General features: G+C 40.8%; 17 protein-coding genes and 1 riboswitch. Of the genes, 6 read left to right on the forward strand and 11 right to left on the reverse strand.

Annotation, left to right across the window (positions count from 1 at the left end; translation table 11 throughout):
• Nucleotides 1–130 precede the first annotated feature (130 nt).
• Both OSJ91_RS23555 and OSJ91_RS23560 read right to left on the reverse strand, forming a co-directional pair.
• Nucleotides 131–1,111 (reverse strand): NAD(P)H-quinone oxidoreductase, encoded by a 981-nt coding sequence (locus OSJ91_RS23555; protein WP_485890555.1) that lies wholly within the window; start codon nucleotides 1,109–1,111, stop codon nucleotides 131–133.
• A 178-nt stretch (nucleotides 1,112–1,289) separates the two neighbouring features.
• Nucleotides 1,290–2,135, reverse strand: a complete 846-nt coding sequence (locus OSJ91_RS23560) for a manganese catalase (protein ID WP_034305265.1) — start codon at nucleotides 2,133–2,135, stop codon at nucleotides 1,290–1,292.
• Between the two features lie 273 nt (nucleotides 2,136–2,408).
• Between OSJ91_RS23560 and OSJ91_RS23565 the strand changes: the two genes are divergently transcribed.
• The 3 genes from OSJ91_RS23565 to OSJ91_RS23575 all read left to right on the forward strand — a co-directional run bounded on the left by OSJ91_RS23565 (nucleotide 2,409) and on the right by OSJ91_RS23575 (nucleotide 4,177).
• Entirely contained in the window at nucleotides 2,409–2,927 is a 519-nt protein-coding gene (locus OSJ91_RS23565; RefSeq protein ID WP_350300209.1) for a DUF2243 domain-containing protein, read from the forward strand.
• Nucleotides 2,917–3,699 (forward strand): cytochrome c oxidase assembly protein, encoded by a 783-nt coding sequence (locus OSJ91_RS23570; protein WP_485890556.1) that lies wholly within the window; start codon nucleotides 2,917–2,919, stop codon nucleotides 3,697–3,699. The genes OSJ91_RS23565 and OSJ91_RS23570 overlap by 11 nt, the downstream gene beginning before the upstream one ends.
• Nucleotides 3,700–3,811: 112 nt before the next feature.
• Entirely contained in the window at nucleotides 3,812–4,177 is a 366-nt protein-coding gene (locus OSJ91_RS23575; RefSeq protein WP_350300211.1) for a carboxymuconolactone decarboxylase family protein, read from the forward strand.
• 47 nt (nucleotides 4,178–4,224) lie between these two features.
• Here the strand turns inward: OSJ91_RS23575 and OSJ91_RS23580 are convergent, their stop codons facing one another.
• Nucleotides 4,225–4,857 (reverse strand): spore coat protein, encoded by a 633-nt coding sequence (locus OSJ91_RS23580; RefSeq protein ID WP_350300212.1) that lies wholly within the window; start codon nucleotides 4,855–4,857, stop codon nucleotides 4,225–4,227.
• A gap of 178 nt (nucleotides 4,858–5,035) precedes the next feature.
• Between OSJ91_RS23580 and OSJ91_RS23585 the strand changes: the two genes are divergently transcribed.
• Together OSJ91_RS23585 and OSJ91_RS23590 are read left to right on the forward strand one after the other, a co-directional pair.
• On the forward strand, nucleotides 5,036–5,179 hold the full coding sequence (locus OSJ91_RS23585) for a hypothetical protein (protein ID WP_241593859.1): 144 nt from the start codon (nucleotides 5,036–5,038) through the stop codon (nucleotides 5,177–5,179).
• Between the two features lie 103 nt (nucleotides 5,180–5,282).
• A complete protein-coding gene (locus tag OSJ91_RS23590; RefSeq protein WP_137019868.1) occupies nucleotides 5,283–5,792 on the forward strand; it encodes a DUF3231 family protein in 510 nt (169 codons plus the stop codon).
• A 291-nt stretch (nucleotides 5,793–6,083) separates the two neighbouring features.
• On the opposite strand, the gene thiC is transcribed toward OSJ91_RS23590, so the two are convergent.
• The 6 genes from thiC to OSJ91_RS23620 form a co-directional block, all read right to left on the reverse strand.
• The gene (gene thiC / locus OSJ91_RS23595) at nucleotides 6,084–7,862 is read right to left on the reverse strand and encodes a phosphomethylpyrimidine synthase ThiC (RefSeq protein ID WP_350300213.1); all 1,779 of its coding nucleotides are present in this window, start codon (nucleotides 7,860–7,862) and stop codon (nucleotides 6,084–6,086) included.
• Between the two features lie 135 nt (nucleotides 7,863–7,997).
• A riboswitch (TPP riboswitch) is annotated at nucleotides 7,998–8,112 on the reverse strand.
• Nucleotides 8,113–8,228: 116 nt separating this feature from the next.
• Nucleotides 8,229–9,017 (reverse strand): HAD family hydrolase, encoded by a 789-nt coding sequence (locus OSJ91_RS23600; protein ID WP_350300214.1) that lies wholly within the window; start codon nucleotides 9,015–9,017, stop codon nucleotides 8,229–8,231.
• 135 nt (nucleotides 9,018–9,152) lie between these two features.
• Complete coding sequence (locus OSJ91_RS23605) at nucleotides 9,153–9,686, reverse strand: histidine phosphatase family protein (RefSeq protein WP_485890557.1); 534 nt, start codon at nucleotides 9,684–9,686, stop codon at nucleotides 9,153–9,155.
• Between the two features lie 440 nt (nucleotides 9,687–10,126).
• Complete coding sequence (locus OSJ91_RS23610) at nucleotides 10,127–10,579, reverse strand: hypothetical protein (protein ID WP_485890558.1); 453 nt, start codon at nucleotides 10,577–10,579, stop codon at nucleotides 10,127–10,129.
• A 319-nt stretch (nucleotides 10,580–10,898) separates the two neighbouring features.
• Complete coding sequence (locus OSJ91_RS23615; protein WP_413019649.1) at nucleotides 10,899–12,038, reverse strand: zinc-dependent alcohol dehydrogenase; 1,140 nt, start codon at nucleotides 12,036–12,038, stop codon at nucleotides 10,899–10,901.
• A 155-nt stretch (nucleotides 12,039–12,193) separates the two neighbouring features.
• Nucleotides 12,194–13,114: a glycerophosphodiester phosphodiesterase gene (locus OSJ91_RS23620; protein WP_350300218.1), complete on the reverse strand. Its 921-nt coding sequence runs from the start codon at nucleotides 13,112–13,114 to the stop codon at nucleotides 12,194–12,196.
• 681 nt (nucleotides 13,115–13,795) lie between these two features.
• Here OSJ91_RS23620 and OSJ91_RS23625 point away from each other — a divergent pair.
• Nucleotides 13,796–15,022 (forward strand): ATP-binding protein, encoded by a 1,227-nt coding sequence (locus OSJ91_RS23625; RefSeq protein WP_350300219.1) that lies wholly within the window; start codon nucleotides 13,796–13,798, stop codon nucleotides 15,020–15,022.
• Nucleotides 15,023–15,083: 61 nt separating this feature from the next.
• On the opposite strand, the gene OSJ91_RS23630 is transcribed toward OSJ91_RS23625, so the two are convergent.
• Nucleotides 15,084–15,917 carry an ABC transporter permease gene (locus tag OSJ91_RS23630; RefSeq protein ID WP_485891940.1) on the reverse strand — a complete coding sequence of 278 codons (834 nt, stop codon included), beginning with the start codon at nucleotides 15,915–15,917 and terminating at the stop codon, nucleotides 15,084–15,086.
• Between the two features lie 23 nt (nucleotides 15,918–15,940).
• Nucleotides 15,941–16,708: an ABC transporter ATP-binding protein gene (locus tag OSJ91_RS23635; protein ID WP_350300221.1), complete on the reverse strand. Its 768-nt coding sequence runs from the start codon at nucleotides 16,706–16,708 to the stop codon at nucleotides 15,941–15,943.
• Between the last annotated feature and the right edge of the window lie 29 nt (nucleotides 16,709–16,737).

Raw genomic sequence — 16,737 nt, forward strand, 5'->3', positions numbered from 1 at the left:
CAACGATATGCCATTAACAAAACCCACATTCCACTTTTTCCTTATCAACCACCATTAAAAGAGGCCGCCCCAATAATGTCGCAATTCTGGGTAACCTTTTCCATACATGCTTCGAAGCTGTTTTCTTTAATCACTCATTTACCTGTAAGATGATTTTACCCAAATTCTTATTTGCTTCCATATGTTCATGCGCCCTTTGTACCTCTTCAAAAGGGAAGACATGATCCACGATTGCCTTGATTTCATGTTGGAGGAACAACGGCATGGCCTTTGTAACGAATTCTTCCGTTAACTCTTTTTTATATTCATCACTTCGAGGAGTTAATAGAGTGCCTTTTAATTGAACTCTTTTTAAGAGAAGTTCCATCAAGTTCACCTTCTCGACTACAGTTCCTCCTAGAATCCCTATCAGTACCCATCGTCCATCAGTTTTTATGCTTTTAAGGTTTTTCTCCCAGTAAGAAGCACCGATGAAATCCAGGATAACATCCACTCCTTGATTATTTGTAGCTTTCATTACTTCCTCATCAAAAGATTGTTCTTTATAATTGATACAGATATCCGCCCCTAATGAGTGACAGAATTCCAATTTTCCCTTTGAGCCGGCTGTAGTGATGATCTTCGCTTTTGTCAGTTTTTTTGCCAGTTGGATAGCTGCTGTGCCTACACCGCTTCCGCCAGCATGAATCAATACCGTATCTTGATCCGTCAATTCACCTAACCAAAACAAGGTTTGATACGCCGTCAAGAATACTTCGGGAATCGCAGCCGCTTCTTCAAATGACAAGTTATCCGGGATCTTCATTGCTCTATCTGCCGGCATCAAGGCATATTGAGCATAACCGCCGCCGTTTACAAGGCCCATCACCCTTGTCCCTAATTGTATATTTGCACCGTCCCCTGTTTCCACCACTTCCCCAGAAACTTCAATCCCCAATATTGGGTTTGCCATATAACCGGATTTCCCTTCTCGTGAAACAATATCCGTTCTATTTATAGCAGAGGCTTTCACCTTAATTAATATTTCCCCTTTTCCGGGCATGGGCTTGGAAAAATCTTTAAACAGTAATTGATCTGCTCCACCCGGTTCTTTAACTACCACTGCTTTCATTTGTCCCACTCCTTACTATTAAATTAGTGACCACACTTTTAAAATGGTTTGTCTTGAAGATGGAAACTATGCTACTCCAAAAAATATCCACAAGCAAATAATTAGGTTTTGTAGTTGATAGAATAAAAAAAGCCGATGTCCCTTTAGGGGCCATCGAGCATTTTTTGAAAAGTTTCTATTATCTTTTATTAAGCGATTGACTTCTATCCAGGTCATGATGCAATTGTGCTGCCGGAACCTTAGGGTTAGGAATCTGCCCTTTTGCAACTGGTTCAGCTACATAAACAAAATCTCCTGTACCATCTGGGGCGCTCCCTGTTGCCCACAGTCCGTCTGCTGATTCATTACCTTCTGACAAGTTCCAGAATTCGTACGCTTCCGGTTGAGATTCCATTTCCGCTTCCGGTGGGAATGACGCGGGAACGACAACGCCATTTTTTTCTTCAAGTTCTGCAATGGCCGCCATCCATTGATATTGGTGGTAACGATCACGGGCTAACATTTTACGGAAGGTGGCACGTACCCCCTCATCTTTGGTCATATGATATAAACGGGCCACTTGAAGGCGTCCTTGGCTTTCAGCATGAAGATTCGATCGCATGTCCGCTAATAGATTTCCGCTGGCTACAATATAAGATCCGTTCCAAGGCACCCCATTCGAGTTGGTTGGCAGTCCCCCAAGACCACTTACGAGCAAATGCTGGGGATTGATTCCACCCATGATGGCTGCTGTAGCAGGATCTTTTGCGGCTTCTGCTTGATCTTCCGGAGAAGCGCCATCAAGCAATTGACTAATGAGCGAACAAAGCATCTCTACATGTCCAATTTCCTCTGTACCAATATCCATCAGCATATCTTTGTATTTTTCTTCTCCACGGCAGTTAAAGCCCTGAAAAAGATATTGCATCATGACAGTCATTTCTCCAAACTGTCCACCTAACACTTCCTGAATTTGACGGGCAAGCATCGGATCTGGTCGATCTACCTTAACTTCAAATTGCAATTCTTTTTGATGGCGAAACATATTAACTCCTCCTTTTTTTTATATGATGTACGGTTTTTTATTACCCGCCTGTCCATGCTTGAAACCTGAATCCAGTTATAATGAACAATAATTAGAAAAAATTTACATACCATTAATAATCATTACTGAACTAAAAAGCCAAGGATTATCTTTGGGCTATGAATCCCTCAATAAATAAGATTTATAAAAGGTCCATTTACCTGTCTATAACTTTACAATACAGGGTAAAGTAGAAATAACCATATATAGGAAGGTTAAAAAGGAGGATGGAAAATGGATTTCAAGCCCCGAAATCAAAAAAATCAATCTATTTCACAATTACGTTATACTTATTCCGCTCGTAATCTATGGTCCGGTTTTCTATTCGGGATCGGATTGGTGGCATTCATCGATGAGGCCATCTTTCATCAACTATTGCATTGGCACCATTTCTATGACAAGTCCACATCCAATATTGGGCTTGTTTCGGATGGTTTATTTCATGCCCTAAGCTGGTTCGCAACGGTCGGGTCGTTATTCATGTTCGCTGACCTTCGCCGTCGAAAGGGATTATGGCTGAAAAGGTGGATAGGGGGAGTTTTGCTCGGGGCAGGTTCTTTTCAGTTATATGACGGAATCATCCAGCACAAGCTCATGCGTCTCCATCAAATCCGTTACAATGTCGATATTCTCCCATACGACTTGATTTGGAACATTGCAGCCACAATCATGATCTTGATCGGCATTATCCTCGTCATTCAAACAAGGCGCAGCTTACTTAAAATGAAAGAAGATACCAGCAATGCACAGTAATGGACATATTCATGATAATGGGGCTGGTTTTGAACCGATTTTATTGATTCTTTTGGCGCTTGTTATAGTGATTTATATCGCAGCTGCCGTAATTTCGAATCGCCGCTATAAAAAATGGCCCTTATACCGTACGCTCTTTTGGATTCTTGGCACCATCTGTGCAGCCTCTGCAATTATAGGTCCCATAGCCAATCGCGCACATATGGACTTCACGGCGCATATGGTTGGCCATTTACTGCTTGGAATGATTGCACCCATCCTGCTCGTGTTTGCTGCACCTATTACTCTTGCACTGCGAACACTTGATGTACAATCAGCAAGACGCCTTTCAAAGGTGTTGAAAAGTTGGCCGCTGCGCATTATAAGCAATCCAATCACTGCCTCTGCGCTTAATATTGGGGGGCTTTGGATACTTTATACGACTGAGTTATATGGGTTGATGCATCATAATGCCCTTCTACATGCATTAGTGCATTTTCACGTGTTCATTGCGGGTTATCTATTCACTGCATCTATGATTTATATGGACCCGACGCCCCACAGGTTCAGCTTCATGTTTCGTGCTGTCGTATTTACAATTTCACTGGCCGGCCATGATATCCTTTCTAAGTATATTTTTGCCCATCCTCCAAGCGGAGTCACAAAGGAACAAGCGGAAAATGGAGGAATGTTAATGTACTATGCGGGTGATGCCATTGACGTTGCGCTTATTTGCATCCTTTGCTATCAATGGTTCAAAGCCACCTGGCCCAAGGGGTCACTTGCCTTGTAGGAAGGACGGTTACATATTACTTAGTTAAACTCCCATGTTTCTGTTTAATCGTCCAACATTTAGCTCATACTAATTTTTGATGAAAAAAATTTAGGATGGAGCTGAATGGAAAATGGAATTTGAAGCTAACAATTCTACTGAAAATGCTCTTCGTGATTATAAAGCTGGAATCGGTGCCTTTACGCAAAAAATGCCTGTTCTCGCAGAGAAATTCAATTCGTTTACGGAAGAGTGCTTTAAAGAAGGTCAATTATCCCAAAAAGAAAAACAGCTTATCGCATTAGGAATAAGCTTATATTCACAAGATGAATACTGTATTATCTACCATACAAAAGGATGTCTTGATCAAGGCTGTTCCGAACAGGAAATTCTTGAAGCCATTGGTGTGACCGCAGCATTCGGCGGAGGAGCTGCCATGAGTCAGGCTGTAACCCTCGTCCAGGAATGCATCCAAGATATAAATCAGATGAAACAGTAAGAAAGAAGGGATAGGACAAATAGTCCTATCCCTTCTTTCTGTTGCTTTTAATGACTCATGTTGTTGTTATTTCCTTGTGCGGGTGCATATGAATTCAACATTTGCTGCATATCCTGCTGTGCAAGCTGCGGAACTTGATAGTAATGATGTTTGTTTTGATATATCGAAATCTCATATGCCATTTCAATGCAGTTCGGAACGGAATCTGCAAATACGCGGCGAACAACCGGATTCGTTATTTCAAGCGCTGCCATCGCTTTCATGGATGCTGCAGACTTAACAGCTCCAAGCATCATGCCTGAAATACATTCATCCGTAATTTCCGATACGGATTGCAAAGGTTTCTTTGGCTGAGTTGGTGTCAATCCATATATAAAATCGTTACCTTGATTCATTTTGTAGCTCTGAGTCCGTTTAGAAGGATCCTGGCCCGATTGGAAGCACTCCAGTGAAATATTATATTCATCTTGGATGAACTGATATTGACGATCCAGAATATCTAGTAATTCCTGATCCTGGATATGCTGACGCAAAAGAGTATACGTATTTAAAGTACCAATTGTTCCCGACAACACTTCATGTACATCGAATACTTCGTGACCACCGTGATTCATTTGTGGGGGAATGGCACCCGTTTGCATGTTCTGGTGTACTTGACCTTGTTGATATTGGTTTTGCATTGTATTTCCCTCCTCGTTTTATCAATGATGCGAACAAGTTTAGTATGTTGAACCCCAACTGGATTATTCAATCTAAACTCTTCCAAGAAGACCAATCAGCTGCTGCATCATGTTTTCTGTATAAAAAAAACGTGGCGTTTTAAACTATAAACACTTTATATGTTTGGGAGGATTTCCAATGACACATCAATGCTTCTATTGTAGTGATGACACGGAAGAAAAAAAAATCCATGTCGTAACGTTTCAAGTTACTGACACGGATAGAAATGAAATGCTCTGTGATGAATGTTATCAAGAATGGCTACAAGGAATAAAAGGTTAAACATTAAAAGCCCTCTAACATTTCCCAAACATCTTTGATGCATACTTGGAAGAATTCAGGGTAACTTAAATGCGTTAAATAGTGAATTTCAAGGAGGATGGTTATGGGAATTTTAAGCGGAAATCCGAAAGAAGAGCCTATGCATTACGGAGAGGTATTCGGAACATGGGCATTTCTTACAACTACAAAAGGGCTGATTGCCTGTCATCAAACTATGCTTAATCATACTGGCGACAAGGACCTGCATAAATTACTTGTTGAAGTGATCAATCAAGGGAAACAGGAACATGACCAACTTGAATCATTATTAAAAGAAAATAACGTAGGACTGCCTCCGTCACCACCTGAAAGACCTAAAGCTAATTTGGAGGATATTCCAGTCGGGGCACGTCTTCAAGATCCTGAAATCTCTGCTTCAGTATCAATCGATATTAATGCAGGATTAGTTGCTTGCAGCCAAATCATGGGTCAATGCATCCGAGAAGATATTGCACAGATGTTCGCACAATTCCATACGAATAAAGCTGCATTGGGTGCTGACTTCCTAAGATTGAATAAGGAAAAAGGCTGGCTTGTCCCTCCTCCTCTTCATATTAATAAAACAAGTATGTAAATATAATGAAATATCCCCTAATCATGTTGACATCGTGATTGGATGCCCAACATGATTAAGGGATTAATTCCGATAATGAAAGGACGATTAAGGAATCACTACCATTGCAGACTTTCGATTAAGTGGCACTTTGTGCATTGTTGACTATAATCAGTTTTTACAAATTCATGATTACAATTCTCGCGAAAAATGTTCAGCTCCCTTTTCAGCTGTTCCAATTGAGTTTCCAACTGTTTCATTTCAACTTTTATTTGGATTACCCGATTCATCGAATTCTCCCTCTCGTCGGAATCATAGATAGATTTCCCCGTCCGTTTTCCTAAATTCATTCGCTTTTTCTTTAAGACCTTCATCGATTACCGACTCAAAACCCAGACCCTTTTCCTTCGCCAAATCACGGATGTCCTGAGAAATCCTCATACTGCAGAATTTGGGTCCGCACATTGAACAGAAATGGGCTGTTTTGGCACCCTCTGCCGGAAGTGTTTCATCGTGATATTCAACTGCCCTTTCAGGATCGAGGGAAAGATTGAATTGATCTCTCCAACGAAATTCGAATCTAGCCTTCGAAAGGGCATCATCCCGTTTCCGTGCCTGGGGATGGCCTTTTGCAAGATCAGCTGCGTGGGCTGCAATTTTATAAGTAATGACCCCTACACGAACATCCTCTTTATTCGGAAGTCCCAAATGCTCTTTCGGTGTCACATAACAAAGCATGGCCGTTCCAAACCATCCAATCATGGCAGCACCAATCGCAGAAGTGATATGATCGTATCCAGGAGCTATATCCGTTGTCAATGGTCCCAGGGTATAGAATGGAGCTTCTTGACAGACTTCCAGCTGCTTATCCATATTTTCTTTAATCAAATGCATCGGTACGTGACCGGGTCCCTCCACCATGACTTGAACATCGTGCTTCCAAGCAATCTTCGTCAGTTCCCCAAGTGTTTCCAATTCAGCAAATTGAGCCTCATCGTTTGCATCTGCAATGGAGCCAGGACGGAGGCCGTCACCTAATGAGAAAGAGACATCATACGCCTTCATGATTTCACAAATCTCTTCAAAGTGAGTATAGAGAAAACTTTCTTGGTGATGGGCCAAGCACCATTGTGCCATGATGGAGCCCCCCCGGGAAACGATTCCCGTAACTCGCTTTGCTGTCATGGGAATGTATCGCAAAAGCACACCGGCGTGTATGGTGAAGTAATCGACACCTTGCTCAGCCTGCTCGATTAATGTATCCCGGAAAACTTCCCAATTTAAATCTTCCGCGACTCCATTCACTTTTTCCAATGCTTGATATATCGGAACCGTCCCAACTGGCACAGGTGAATTCCTGATAATCCATTCCCGGGTCGTGTGAATATTCTTTCCGGTGGAAAGATCCATTATGTTGTCTGCACCCCAACGTGTAGCCCAAGTCATTTTCTCCACTTCAGCTTCGATCGATGAACTAACAGCGGAATTTCCAATATTCGCATTTATTTTCACATGAAAATTACGTCCGATAATCATGGGCTCACTTTCAGGATGGTTAATATTTGCCGGTATGATCGCCCTCCCGCTAGCTACCTCTTCTCTTACAAACTCAGGGGCTACATTTTCCCTGATCGAGATGAACTCCATTTCCGGAGTTATGATACCTTTTCGGGCATAATGGAGCTGGGTTACGTTTTGCCCATTCGCTGCACGCAATGGTTTTCTTTTCAATCCCGGAAAAACTTCTGCTTTGGTTCGTGACTCTTTTTTATACCCGTTATCTTCGGGCTTTATTTCACGCCCTTCATACTCTTCAACATCTTCCCTTTCCAGAACCCAGCTGCGTCTAATCGGGGCAAGACCTTTATGAATATCAATGGGATATTCTGAATCCGTATAAAAACCGCTTGTGTCATATACTCGTAAAGGCGGATTCTCCTCTTCGCCGAATGACCCTGTAGTCGGACTTAGCTTAATTTCACGCATGGGTACCCTAATATCGGGTCTAGATCCCTCAACGTACACTTTTTTACTCCCGGCAAAACTGGACATAATTGAAACGTTCATGTCATTTACTGAATTACTCATCATGATTTCATTTCTCCTTTTTAAGTTCATTTAAAAAGGACAAAATCCAATCCATTTCGCACGAAAAAGCCAGATCTCATATTTAAGACCTGGCTAACGTTAGTATGGCTACAGAAATGACCAATTGAAATGTCATTGTTTAGTAGATTCTAACTTCCCCACGCTGGTATGAACCAGATCAGGTCCTGAGGGTTAAGAAGCTTAAGCGCTTCTCTCTCAGCCCAACTTATATTGGACACCCCTAGTCTGAATAATTTAATTGATTACAGGATAACTATATCTCACCCTTTTCATTCTGTAAATAATTTGAAAGACCTAATATTTTCATTACAACTCTCAAAAATTTGTTATTTGAAGGAGAGCCGTCAATTAATTCCCCAGGCCCTCAAGGATAGGGTAGAGCTCCTCTAAATGCTTGATTTCATAGGTTGGAATCACTTCATTCCGTTCCTTATCATGGCGATTTATCCAAACCGACTTTATGCCTACCCGTGATGCTCCAAGGATATCCGTCATTAAATTATCGCCGACCATCAATACTTCATCTTTATCAAGCTCCATGATTTCCAAAGCATGCTCAAAAATGGAGGCATCCGGTTTACCTCTTCCAAATGCGCCTGATATCACGATTTGGTCGAAATAAGGAACCAGTTCAGGCGTAATTTCAAGTTTGGTATTTTGCAGCTCAGGAGATCCGTTCGTAAGCAATAGTAATTTATACTTCCCTTTTAATTCATCCAGAACACGGAATGTTTCTTCATAGATAAATGGCTTTTTGCGTCTCTCGGCAGGGAAACGTTCTGCCAGTTCAAGCCCAAATTCCGGGTCATCGATCCCTAATGCCAATAACCCTCTCGTCCACGCTTCTTTCCGATAAGCCGGAGCAATCCCGGCCATCTTCCTGAATTCATCATGATCATCCTGGAAATTTCCCCATAGCCCCTCAAATGGGTTGATTCCGATCATTTGTGTGAATGCATATGTATCGTAAGAAGAGTAAAGCTCACGCGCTTCCTTTCGCACAGCTTCTTCAAACTCGTCGACATTCAGATCATATTTCTCCTTGGCCACTTCACATGTGGCCACAAAAGCCTCTTTTACACTTTTCTGATCCCATAGTAATGTATCATCTAAATCAAAAAAAACTGCCTTCAGCAAAATGTCCACCCCTCTTTCCCTATTATTGAATTCGTAAAAATTACACTATTACAATAATAAACCACAACCAATAAAAAAAGAATAACTATTCGGAAAATGACTTACCTTTTCTAGTGGGAAACCCTTATCCACTTATCATCTTTCAAATACATACAGCTTTCCATTACTGGCAATCTTGAATTTCGGACCGGTGAACCCCCGTCGGATCAGCTCTTTCCTCATATATACCATGAGGGCGGCATGACTCACGATCAGAACATCCCTTTCCCCCTTTGCAAAGACTTCATCCAATACTTTATTGATCCTTCGCTCTGCGATCTTAATTTCCGCCCTTGTCTGCTTGTTGAACACCGAGCAGCAGCGAATCCAGATGGCCCAAAGGATGAATGGCAGCTTTACCCTTCCTTTAAGAGGCGGGGAAGGTATTTCCCGCAGCTCCTCCATCCGGTGAACCGTACCTGGATAGATATGTTCCGCTGTCTTGACAGCTCTCGACATATCACTGCAATAACATTCCTGCCATTCCTCCACGCCAAATAAAGTCGTTCCATAAATAATATCCGCTGCATCATAGTCCTTAAACCATTGCTTCATATCATCCGCCGTCACAGATCTACCAGTAGGAAATTCATGTGCCACCTTAAAATGCCGTACCAAACCAATTTTCATATCTTCTCCTTTTTTATCTTTTAAAATATACGTTTCTTTTTCTTGTAAAAAGCCCTTATCAATATATTACCCTATTTAAAACTATAAAAAAAAATATGTTGAAACCATTAAACCCTTACTGAACTCTCCTTGACACTGTGTATATGTTTAAAAATTCTTAAAGATCCAGCGTTTAATTATGATAGCATCGAAAAAAGAGAACGCATTTCGCATTCTCCCAGACCTGTAGATTAATTTTGCCTAGAGTTTTTTTGAAGGTTTGTAAAATTCGAACGTTCCCTCCAGGCACTCGCTTTCCGCGGGCGCTCTTTGCGCCTTCTGGGTCTCCCTTGGACACGCTTTTCCCGCATGTGTCCCGCACACCCGCTCCGTTCAATTTTGTTTAGGACCCCTTTTCTCCATAAATTGAGGGAAAGCATCTCGCCTTCTCCATTTATCGTTTAATCCATGAATTGCAGTTCTGTTATCGTACATCTTTTCCTGAATTTATATTTTCCGCTCAAATCACTGAATTGATAATCATTGAGAGATTTCCCCAGTTGTTCCTTCAGCTTATCCACAGTGATGGATTCCTCAACTGCCTCTTTCCAATTTTCATTTCCGATCAACTCATCGAACGGAATGGTAGTCAGGACTTCATCATATATCTGGATGCTTTGATCGATGCCGAAGCTGCCATAGATACTGCCATTTTCATCAGCAAAGATATGATCCGATTCCAATTCCTCCACCAATACTTCCAGATATTCCTTTGACTTAACAGGCTTGATGGCAATCTCTGCTTCCGCCTTTACAGGTCCCAATCTCTTATCGACGATCTCTATCGTCAATTTAACGTGAACGGGCGGATACCCAAACCCTTCACAAAGTTCTGTTGCCGAATTATATACCATCTGTACGTCCTCCTTTTGACACTATCATTATATAATATAAATAGTACATTTCATTACCAAAAACCCTTATTCAAGTTCACTTGCATCGTATTTTTATAGCAACTCTTTTTTCAATTCATGCGCTCCTTCAACACTGAAGGGTCAATCGTCATATTTCGGGATTCGCTGATATGAAAGCCACGAATCCAGATAATTATCATTCATATTTCATACCTCATTTATACGTTAATCGATAATACACCATTAACTCTGATCTATTTATGAACTCAACTAAAAAATCCAATGCAGCTCAGGGCATTGGACTTTTATAAGCTTTACATTATGGCTTTAGCACCACTTTAATACATTCATCTTCGTGATCGTTAAAGATTTGATAAGCCTCACTCGCTTTTTCTAGAGGGACTTTATGGGATATGATTTCCGTGGGGTCGAACTCTCCAGCCGTGATCTTATCAAAAAGCTTGGGCATGTAGTGAATGACCGGTGCTTGTCCCATTTTCAAATTAATGTTCCGCTCAAATAAATTGCCTAATGGGAACATATTATATTTGGATCCGTATACGCCAGTCAGTTGGATCGTGCCGAATTTACGTACGGCGTTAAGTGCAATCTCGATCGCACTTAACGTTCCACCCTGAAGTTTCAGCTTTTGCTCAATCGCCTCTATCGTTGATTTCTTGCCATCCATTCCCACACAATCTATGACCACATCTGCCCCGCCTGAAGTGATTTCCTTAATGTAGCTGCCCATATCGTTATATTCATCGAAGTTATACGCCTCAACCTTATTCATCTGTTTAGCCTTATTGAGTCTATAAGGAAGATTGTCGATGGCAATGACCCTTTTTGCTCCTTTCATCCAAGCGAACTTCTGAGCCATCAAGCCAATCGGCCCACAGCCCAATACCGCTACCGTATCATCTTTCTTGACGCCAGCGTTCTCTACACTCCAATATGCGGTTGGCAGCACATCGGACATGAACAAAAGCGCCTCATCTTCAAGTTCACATGACTCTGGGATAACAAACGGCATGAAGTTTCCATATGGTACCCTTAAATATTCTGCCTGCCCGCCTGGATAGTTCCCATATCGCTCCGTAAAACCAAAGTACCCGCCTGTATCCACCGCTTCATTGGGGTTGGAATTATCACATTGACTCTCCATATCATGTTCACAATAATAACAGTGCCCACAAGAAATGTTGAAAGGCAGGACAACCCTGTCCCCTTTTTTCACCTTTGTCACTTCCGGACCCACTTCTTCGACGATGCCCATCGGTTCATGACCAATGACATAATCTTTATGCGTCGGCAAAGCACCCTGATATATATGGAGGTCGGACCCGCAAATAGCCGTTGAAGTCACTCGGACGATGATATCATCCTTTTGCTGAAGTTTCGGATCTTCAACTTGTTTTACCTGTATATCTTTTGCTCCTTGAAAAGTTACAGCCTTCATATTAAACCTCCTAAAATATTCTTAATACATTTGATATACCCGTCAAAAAAGGCTACTAAGCCTATGAACATCTAATTTCCCCAAGAATCTCTTCATTATGCTGCACCTGGATGACAAAAAAAGCCCCGGAAACCGGGACTCACTTATGAAACCATTTATTTAGGAACATTATTATTGTGCTTATACTCACTTAGTACCTCGTTGAATACATCGGGATAATTCGTAAACAGCCCCGTTGCACCCCATTCAAGAGCCTTTTTCATATCCGCTCTTTCATTTACTGTATATGGATGGAATTGGAGGTCATGGTCGCGAACCATCTTCACATATTGTCCGTCTACCTTATTGAAGTTCGGGCCAACGCCAATTGCATATTCCTTAATGGACTCCAATTCTTCATTGGAAATGGTTGCTGGGTTCTTATAAGAAAAAAGTTGCACAAGCGGTAACTTTGGATTCATGTCATGAACCTTCATAAGGCTTTCTTTACTGAACGACTGAATTAATACATTCTTGGTACGGCCTTTTGAATCCACCATTTTATATTCTTCCAGAACCTGCAGGAGTTCTTCTTCCATTCCCGGATATACTTCAGGGGACTTTGTTTCGATATAGTAATTGGCTTGCTTTCCGAACTTCTTAAAGACTTCTTCAAGAGTGGGAACCTTTAACCCTTCATATACCTCTTTTGCCAATTGCGGATATTTTTCATTGAACCATGTACCGGCATCCAGTTGCTTGATTTCTGCCAGCGTTAAATCCTTCACTAGACCAGTACCATTCGTTGTACGATCAACCTTTTCATCATGCATTGCTATCAATCTTCCATCCTTGGTCATTTGAAGATCAATTTCTATGTAGTCGCCCTTCATTTGTTCTCCCAATTGATAAGCGGGAATGGTATGTTCAGGTGCATAACCAGAAGCTCCCCGATGTGCGATATTCACGATTTTCTTCTCATAAATAGACGAATTGGAATGATTTCCTTTTGCTGCTGAAGCCCCCATGGAAGTAGCCTGCAATATAAAAGCCGCACTCATCATACATAAACCGAATTTCTTTATATTCGTTTTCATTTCCCTCTCTCCCTCCTATTATTACCATTATTTTAAAAGGAGAATGTGAATCTACAGCGAATATAATGTAAAGAAATAATATAATAGTTAAAATGGTTAAAAAAACCTATCAAACACAGGGCATTCATGTAGTTTGTTGTACCTAATTCAAAATTCGGATGACAGCTTAGATTAAAAACCCGTTAAAAGCCTCTTTTTATAAAAAATCATAATTGAAAAATGTGCTAAACATGGATACTGGTAATCCAATAAGAAAATATAAAAAGTTTTTTGGGATGTACATATTGAAATAGTAGAAAAAAACAGTCCCCTAAATGAACATAACTAAATATTTCTAAATCCTTCTCCATTACAAACTCCTTACTACTCCGTTAAATAATTATTTAACCGGTTCATTGACACATTAAGCTTTCCATATCCATATTAAACCAAACTTAAAGCCGCTAAATTCCTGATATTAGATATGATGTGCCAATGTTGACATACCAAGAGGGTCTGGAGGGATTGGTTACCTTAACTCCCTGACTTCCCCCTTCCGGTACTGAATTCCACCCGAACCATGCCTTTTCTAAAGTATAAGCAGAGAGACTATATAGTGACAAAATCTATCTTTTTCTGATTTACAAAAAACTAGTATCATATTACTATTAAACAAACAGAATATTAATCCTAAGGGGAATTATGTTAAAAAATTATCAATATTATCAAAACAAACACCGATTTATACTGAAGGCATTCATGGCAATGATATCCTTTTTACTATTGGTTGGGATTTCTGTATCACCTATAAGTTGGAAAGATAATCCCTACGAGATGATATTACAGGTCATTTTAATATCGGGGATGATAATTTCTCTGTTATTTTTCTTAAAAACAGAAGTCAATTTTTATAAAACCCTATTCATTTTCTTAATTACTGTTTATTTATATAGCAAATTCTGGATTTTCCCGGATACCGCCATCATGCTGGCTTTATTTGCTATAGCGCCCTTGATTCCCATTTTTCTCTTTGATAAAATCGGGTTTTATGTTGTCGCCACTTTAAATATCATATTAGGTCCCGCTTCCATCTTGATCATTTCAAAAACGGATCTTCAATACACTTATGAATATGTCGCTTTGGATAGTTTCGGCAACACGCTTAATTTCATCGCTATACAAATCATATTGGTATTCGTATTCTTAGGAACCAATAATAGGGTGGAATCCACTAATGCATTTCATAAGGAAATACAGCAGGCCAAGCAATTGAACTCAGTCGGACAGCTAGCTGCCACCATTGCACATGAGATACGTAATCCGATTACAGTCGTGAAAGGGTTTGCCCAGCTATTAGACCAAGAGAAGGAACTGAATGAAACGGAAAAATTTTATGTACAGACCATGCTTACAGAACTTGAATATACACAAGTGATAATCAATGACTATTTGTCTTTGGCAAAACCGCAAACGGATAATGTACAGGTCATTCCTTTAAATTATGAAATCCAAAAGATTTCCGAACTCTTAACCAGTTTCGCCAATAATCGCAACATAGGCTTTCTCCTGGATTTCCGGGACGACCTGCACATTAGCATGAATCCCATCGAGCTTAAACAGATACTGGTCAATATCATGAAAAATGGAATTGAGTCAATGAACAAACCCGGATTCATCAAGGTGGAAACAGAGCAGGAACGCACTATGGCAAAAGTACGAATAACGGATACAGGAATTGGCCTCTCAAAAGAACAGCTTGAAATACTAGGTACCCCATTTTATTCACTTAAAGATAGGGGAACCGGTATCGGCCTGACCGTTTGTTATTCCATCGTTCAAAAATACAAAGGGAAAATCTTGGTACAGAGCGAAGTGAACAAAGGAACATCGTTCACCATTTATTTGCCCTTATATAAAGAAATAGATTAAACATATATCCCTAATAAGAAAAAGGATGACCACCCATCACCGGGCGGTCATCCTTTTTCAATTAGGCTTTAAAACTATCTTGCCATTTCAGCAAATGATTTTCTAAAAAGCGGACAAACGAGTCTGAGATTTTACCAGCGAGGGCAAAAATGATGATGCCTACGAATACGACGTCCGTTTGCATGAATGAACGGGCATCCTGGATCATGAAGCCCACCCCTCTATCCGCACCCAGCAATTCAGCGACGACCAGGCACATCCAAGACGCACTTAAGGCTAAACGGATGCCAAGTAATATGTTTGGTAAAGCTGCCGGAATCATGAGCTTCGTTATTTGTTCCCTACGGCTAAATTCCAAGATTAAGGCAACATCGTACAGTTTTTTATCCACATTCCGAAGGCCCAAAAAAGTTTGTAAATATAAAGGAAAAAAAGCACCTAAAGCAATAAGCAGCACTTTAGACAGTTCACCAAATCCGAACCACATAATGAATAAAGGGGTAATCGCAAGTAACGGGACTGTTCGTAACATTTGAATGCTTGGGTTTAAAAATTCTTCAGATTTTTTTTGCATGCCAACGATGACTCCAAACAATAATCCTAAAAAACCACCTAATGCAAAGCCTAGAAGAGCCCGCGTTAAACTGATTTGTAAATGGATGCCCATTTCCCCCGACTGAACGAGATTAATGAAAGTCGTGACGATCAATAAAGGTGATGAGAACAATTGGGCAGGCAGGATGCCAACCGTTCCTAATGTTTGCCATGTAATCAACACGACAACGGGAAGGACCGAACCCCGCAATGCCGATTTGGCGAGTTTGGATTGTTTTGTCGTTTCCCTTATGACAAGCGGCTTGTTTTGAGCAACGGTCTGTGTAGACATAATTTTCATCCTTCCTTTTTTCAAAAATTTATTTAAATGCTCCAATCTTCCACTTCTACTGGATGATGATCAAGTTGGGTTAATATGACGGACCTGAATTCTTGAAACGCTTTGCTTGTTCGAGTTCTTGGATATGGCAAATCAATTGGAACGATAGCTTTAATCCGCCCAGGCTTTGCATCCATGACGACCACTTTCCTCGATAAAAAGATGGATTCATCTATATCATGGGTGACAAGCACCATCGTTGTCTTATTCCTCTCCCATATTTCTAGTAAAGCCTCTTGAAGATGCGTTCGCGTGAATGCATCCAAAGCACCGAATGGCTCATCCAGCAATAATACTTCCGGATTACGCAATAAGGCCCTGGCAATGGCAACACGCTGCGACATTCCACCGGATAATTGGCGTGGATACGCCTTTTCAAATCCTTTTAGTTTAACAAGTGAAATCAAATCATCCACCCTTTTTCGAATGTCCGGTTTCTTTAATGGAAGATTACCTGCAATATTCTTCTCCACGTTTAGCCATGGAAATAAGCGATGCTCCTGAAAAATGAAACCACGATCTTTAGAAGGGCCGATAACCGGATGATTCCCTGCCATGATCGCGCCGTCAAAGTCTGAATCAAGTCCTGCGATCAACTTTAATAATGTGCTTTTCCCGCAGCCGCTCGGACCAATGATCGTGACGAATTCACCATTGTTGACGGTCAGTTTTAAATTATCCAAAACATGGACACTTTCATTCTCATTCTTAAATGTTTTGCTTACTTGATTAATTTCTAACGTCGCAACCAATACCCTCACCCTTTCTCAAATAAAAAAAT

The sequence above is a fragment of the Bacillus sp. T-10(2022) genome, from assembly GCF_056502895.1.

Bases quoted from the DNA above. Each gene is read 5' to 3' on its own strand.
- OSJ91_RS23560 (WP_034305265.1), bottom strand. From the start codon at position 2,135: ATGTTTCGCCATCAAAAAGAATTGCAATTTGAAGTTAAGGTAGATCGA.
- thiC (WP_350300213.1), bottom strand. From the start codon at position 7,862: ATGATGAGTAATTCAGTAAATGACATGAACGTTTCAATTATGTCCAGT.
- OSJ91_RS23590 (WP_137019868.1), top strand. From the start codon at position 5,283: ATGGGAATTTTAAGCGGAAATCCGAAAGAAGAGCCTATGCATTACGGA.
- OSJ91_RS23585 (WP_241593859.1), top strand. From the start codon at position 5,036: ATGACACATCAATGCTTCTATTGTAGTGATGACACGGAAGAAAAAAAA.
- OSJ91_RS23610 (WP_485890558.1), bottom strand. From the start codon at position 10,579: ATGGTATATAATTCGGCAACAGAACTTTGTGAAGGGTTTGGGTATCCG.
- OSJ91_RS23580 (WP_350300212.1), bottom strand. From the start codon at position 4,857: ATGCAAAACCAATATCAACAAGGTCAAGTACACCAGAACATGCAAACG.
- OSJ91_RS23575 (WP_350300211.1), top strand. From the start codon at position 3,812: ATGGAATTTGAAGCTAACAATTCTACTGAAAATGCTCTTCGTGATTAT.
- OSJ91_RS23615 (WP_413019649.1), bottom strand. From the start codon at position 12,038: ATGAAGGCTGTAACTTTTCAAGGAGCAAAAGATATACAGGTAAAACAA.
- OSJ91_RS23625 (WP_350300219.1), top strand. From the start codon at position 13,796: ATGTTAAAAAATTATCAATATTATCAAAACAAACACCGATTTATACTG.
- OSJ91_RS23570 (WP_485890556.1), top strand. From the start codon at position 2,917: ATGCACAGTAATGGACATATTCATGATAATGGGGCTGGTTTTGAACCG.
- OSJ91_RS23630 (WP_485891940.1), bottom strand. From the start codon at position 15,917: ATGAAAATTATGTCTACACAGACCGTTGCTCAAAACAAGCCGCTTGTC.
- OSJ91_RS23555 (WP_485890555.1), bottom strand. From the start codon at position 1,111: ATGAAAGCAGTGGTAGTTAAAGAACCGGGTGGAGCAGATCAATTACTG.
- OSJ91_RS23605 (WP_485890557.1), bottom strand. From the start codon at position 9,686: ATGAAAATTGGTTTGGTACGGCATTTTAAGGTGGCACATGAATTTCCT.
- OSJ91_RS23565 (WP_350300209.1), top strand. From the start codon at position 2,409: ATGGATTTCAAGCCCCGAAATCAAAAAAATCAATCTATTTCACAATTA.
- OSJ91_RS23620 (WP_350300218.1), bottom strand. From the start codon at position 13,114: ATGAAAACGAATATAAAGAAATTCGGTTTATGTATGATGAGTGCGGCT.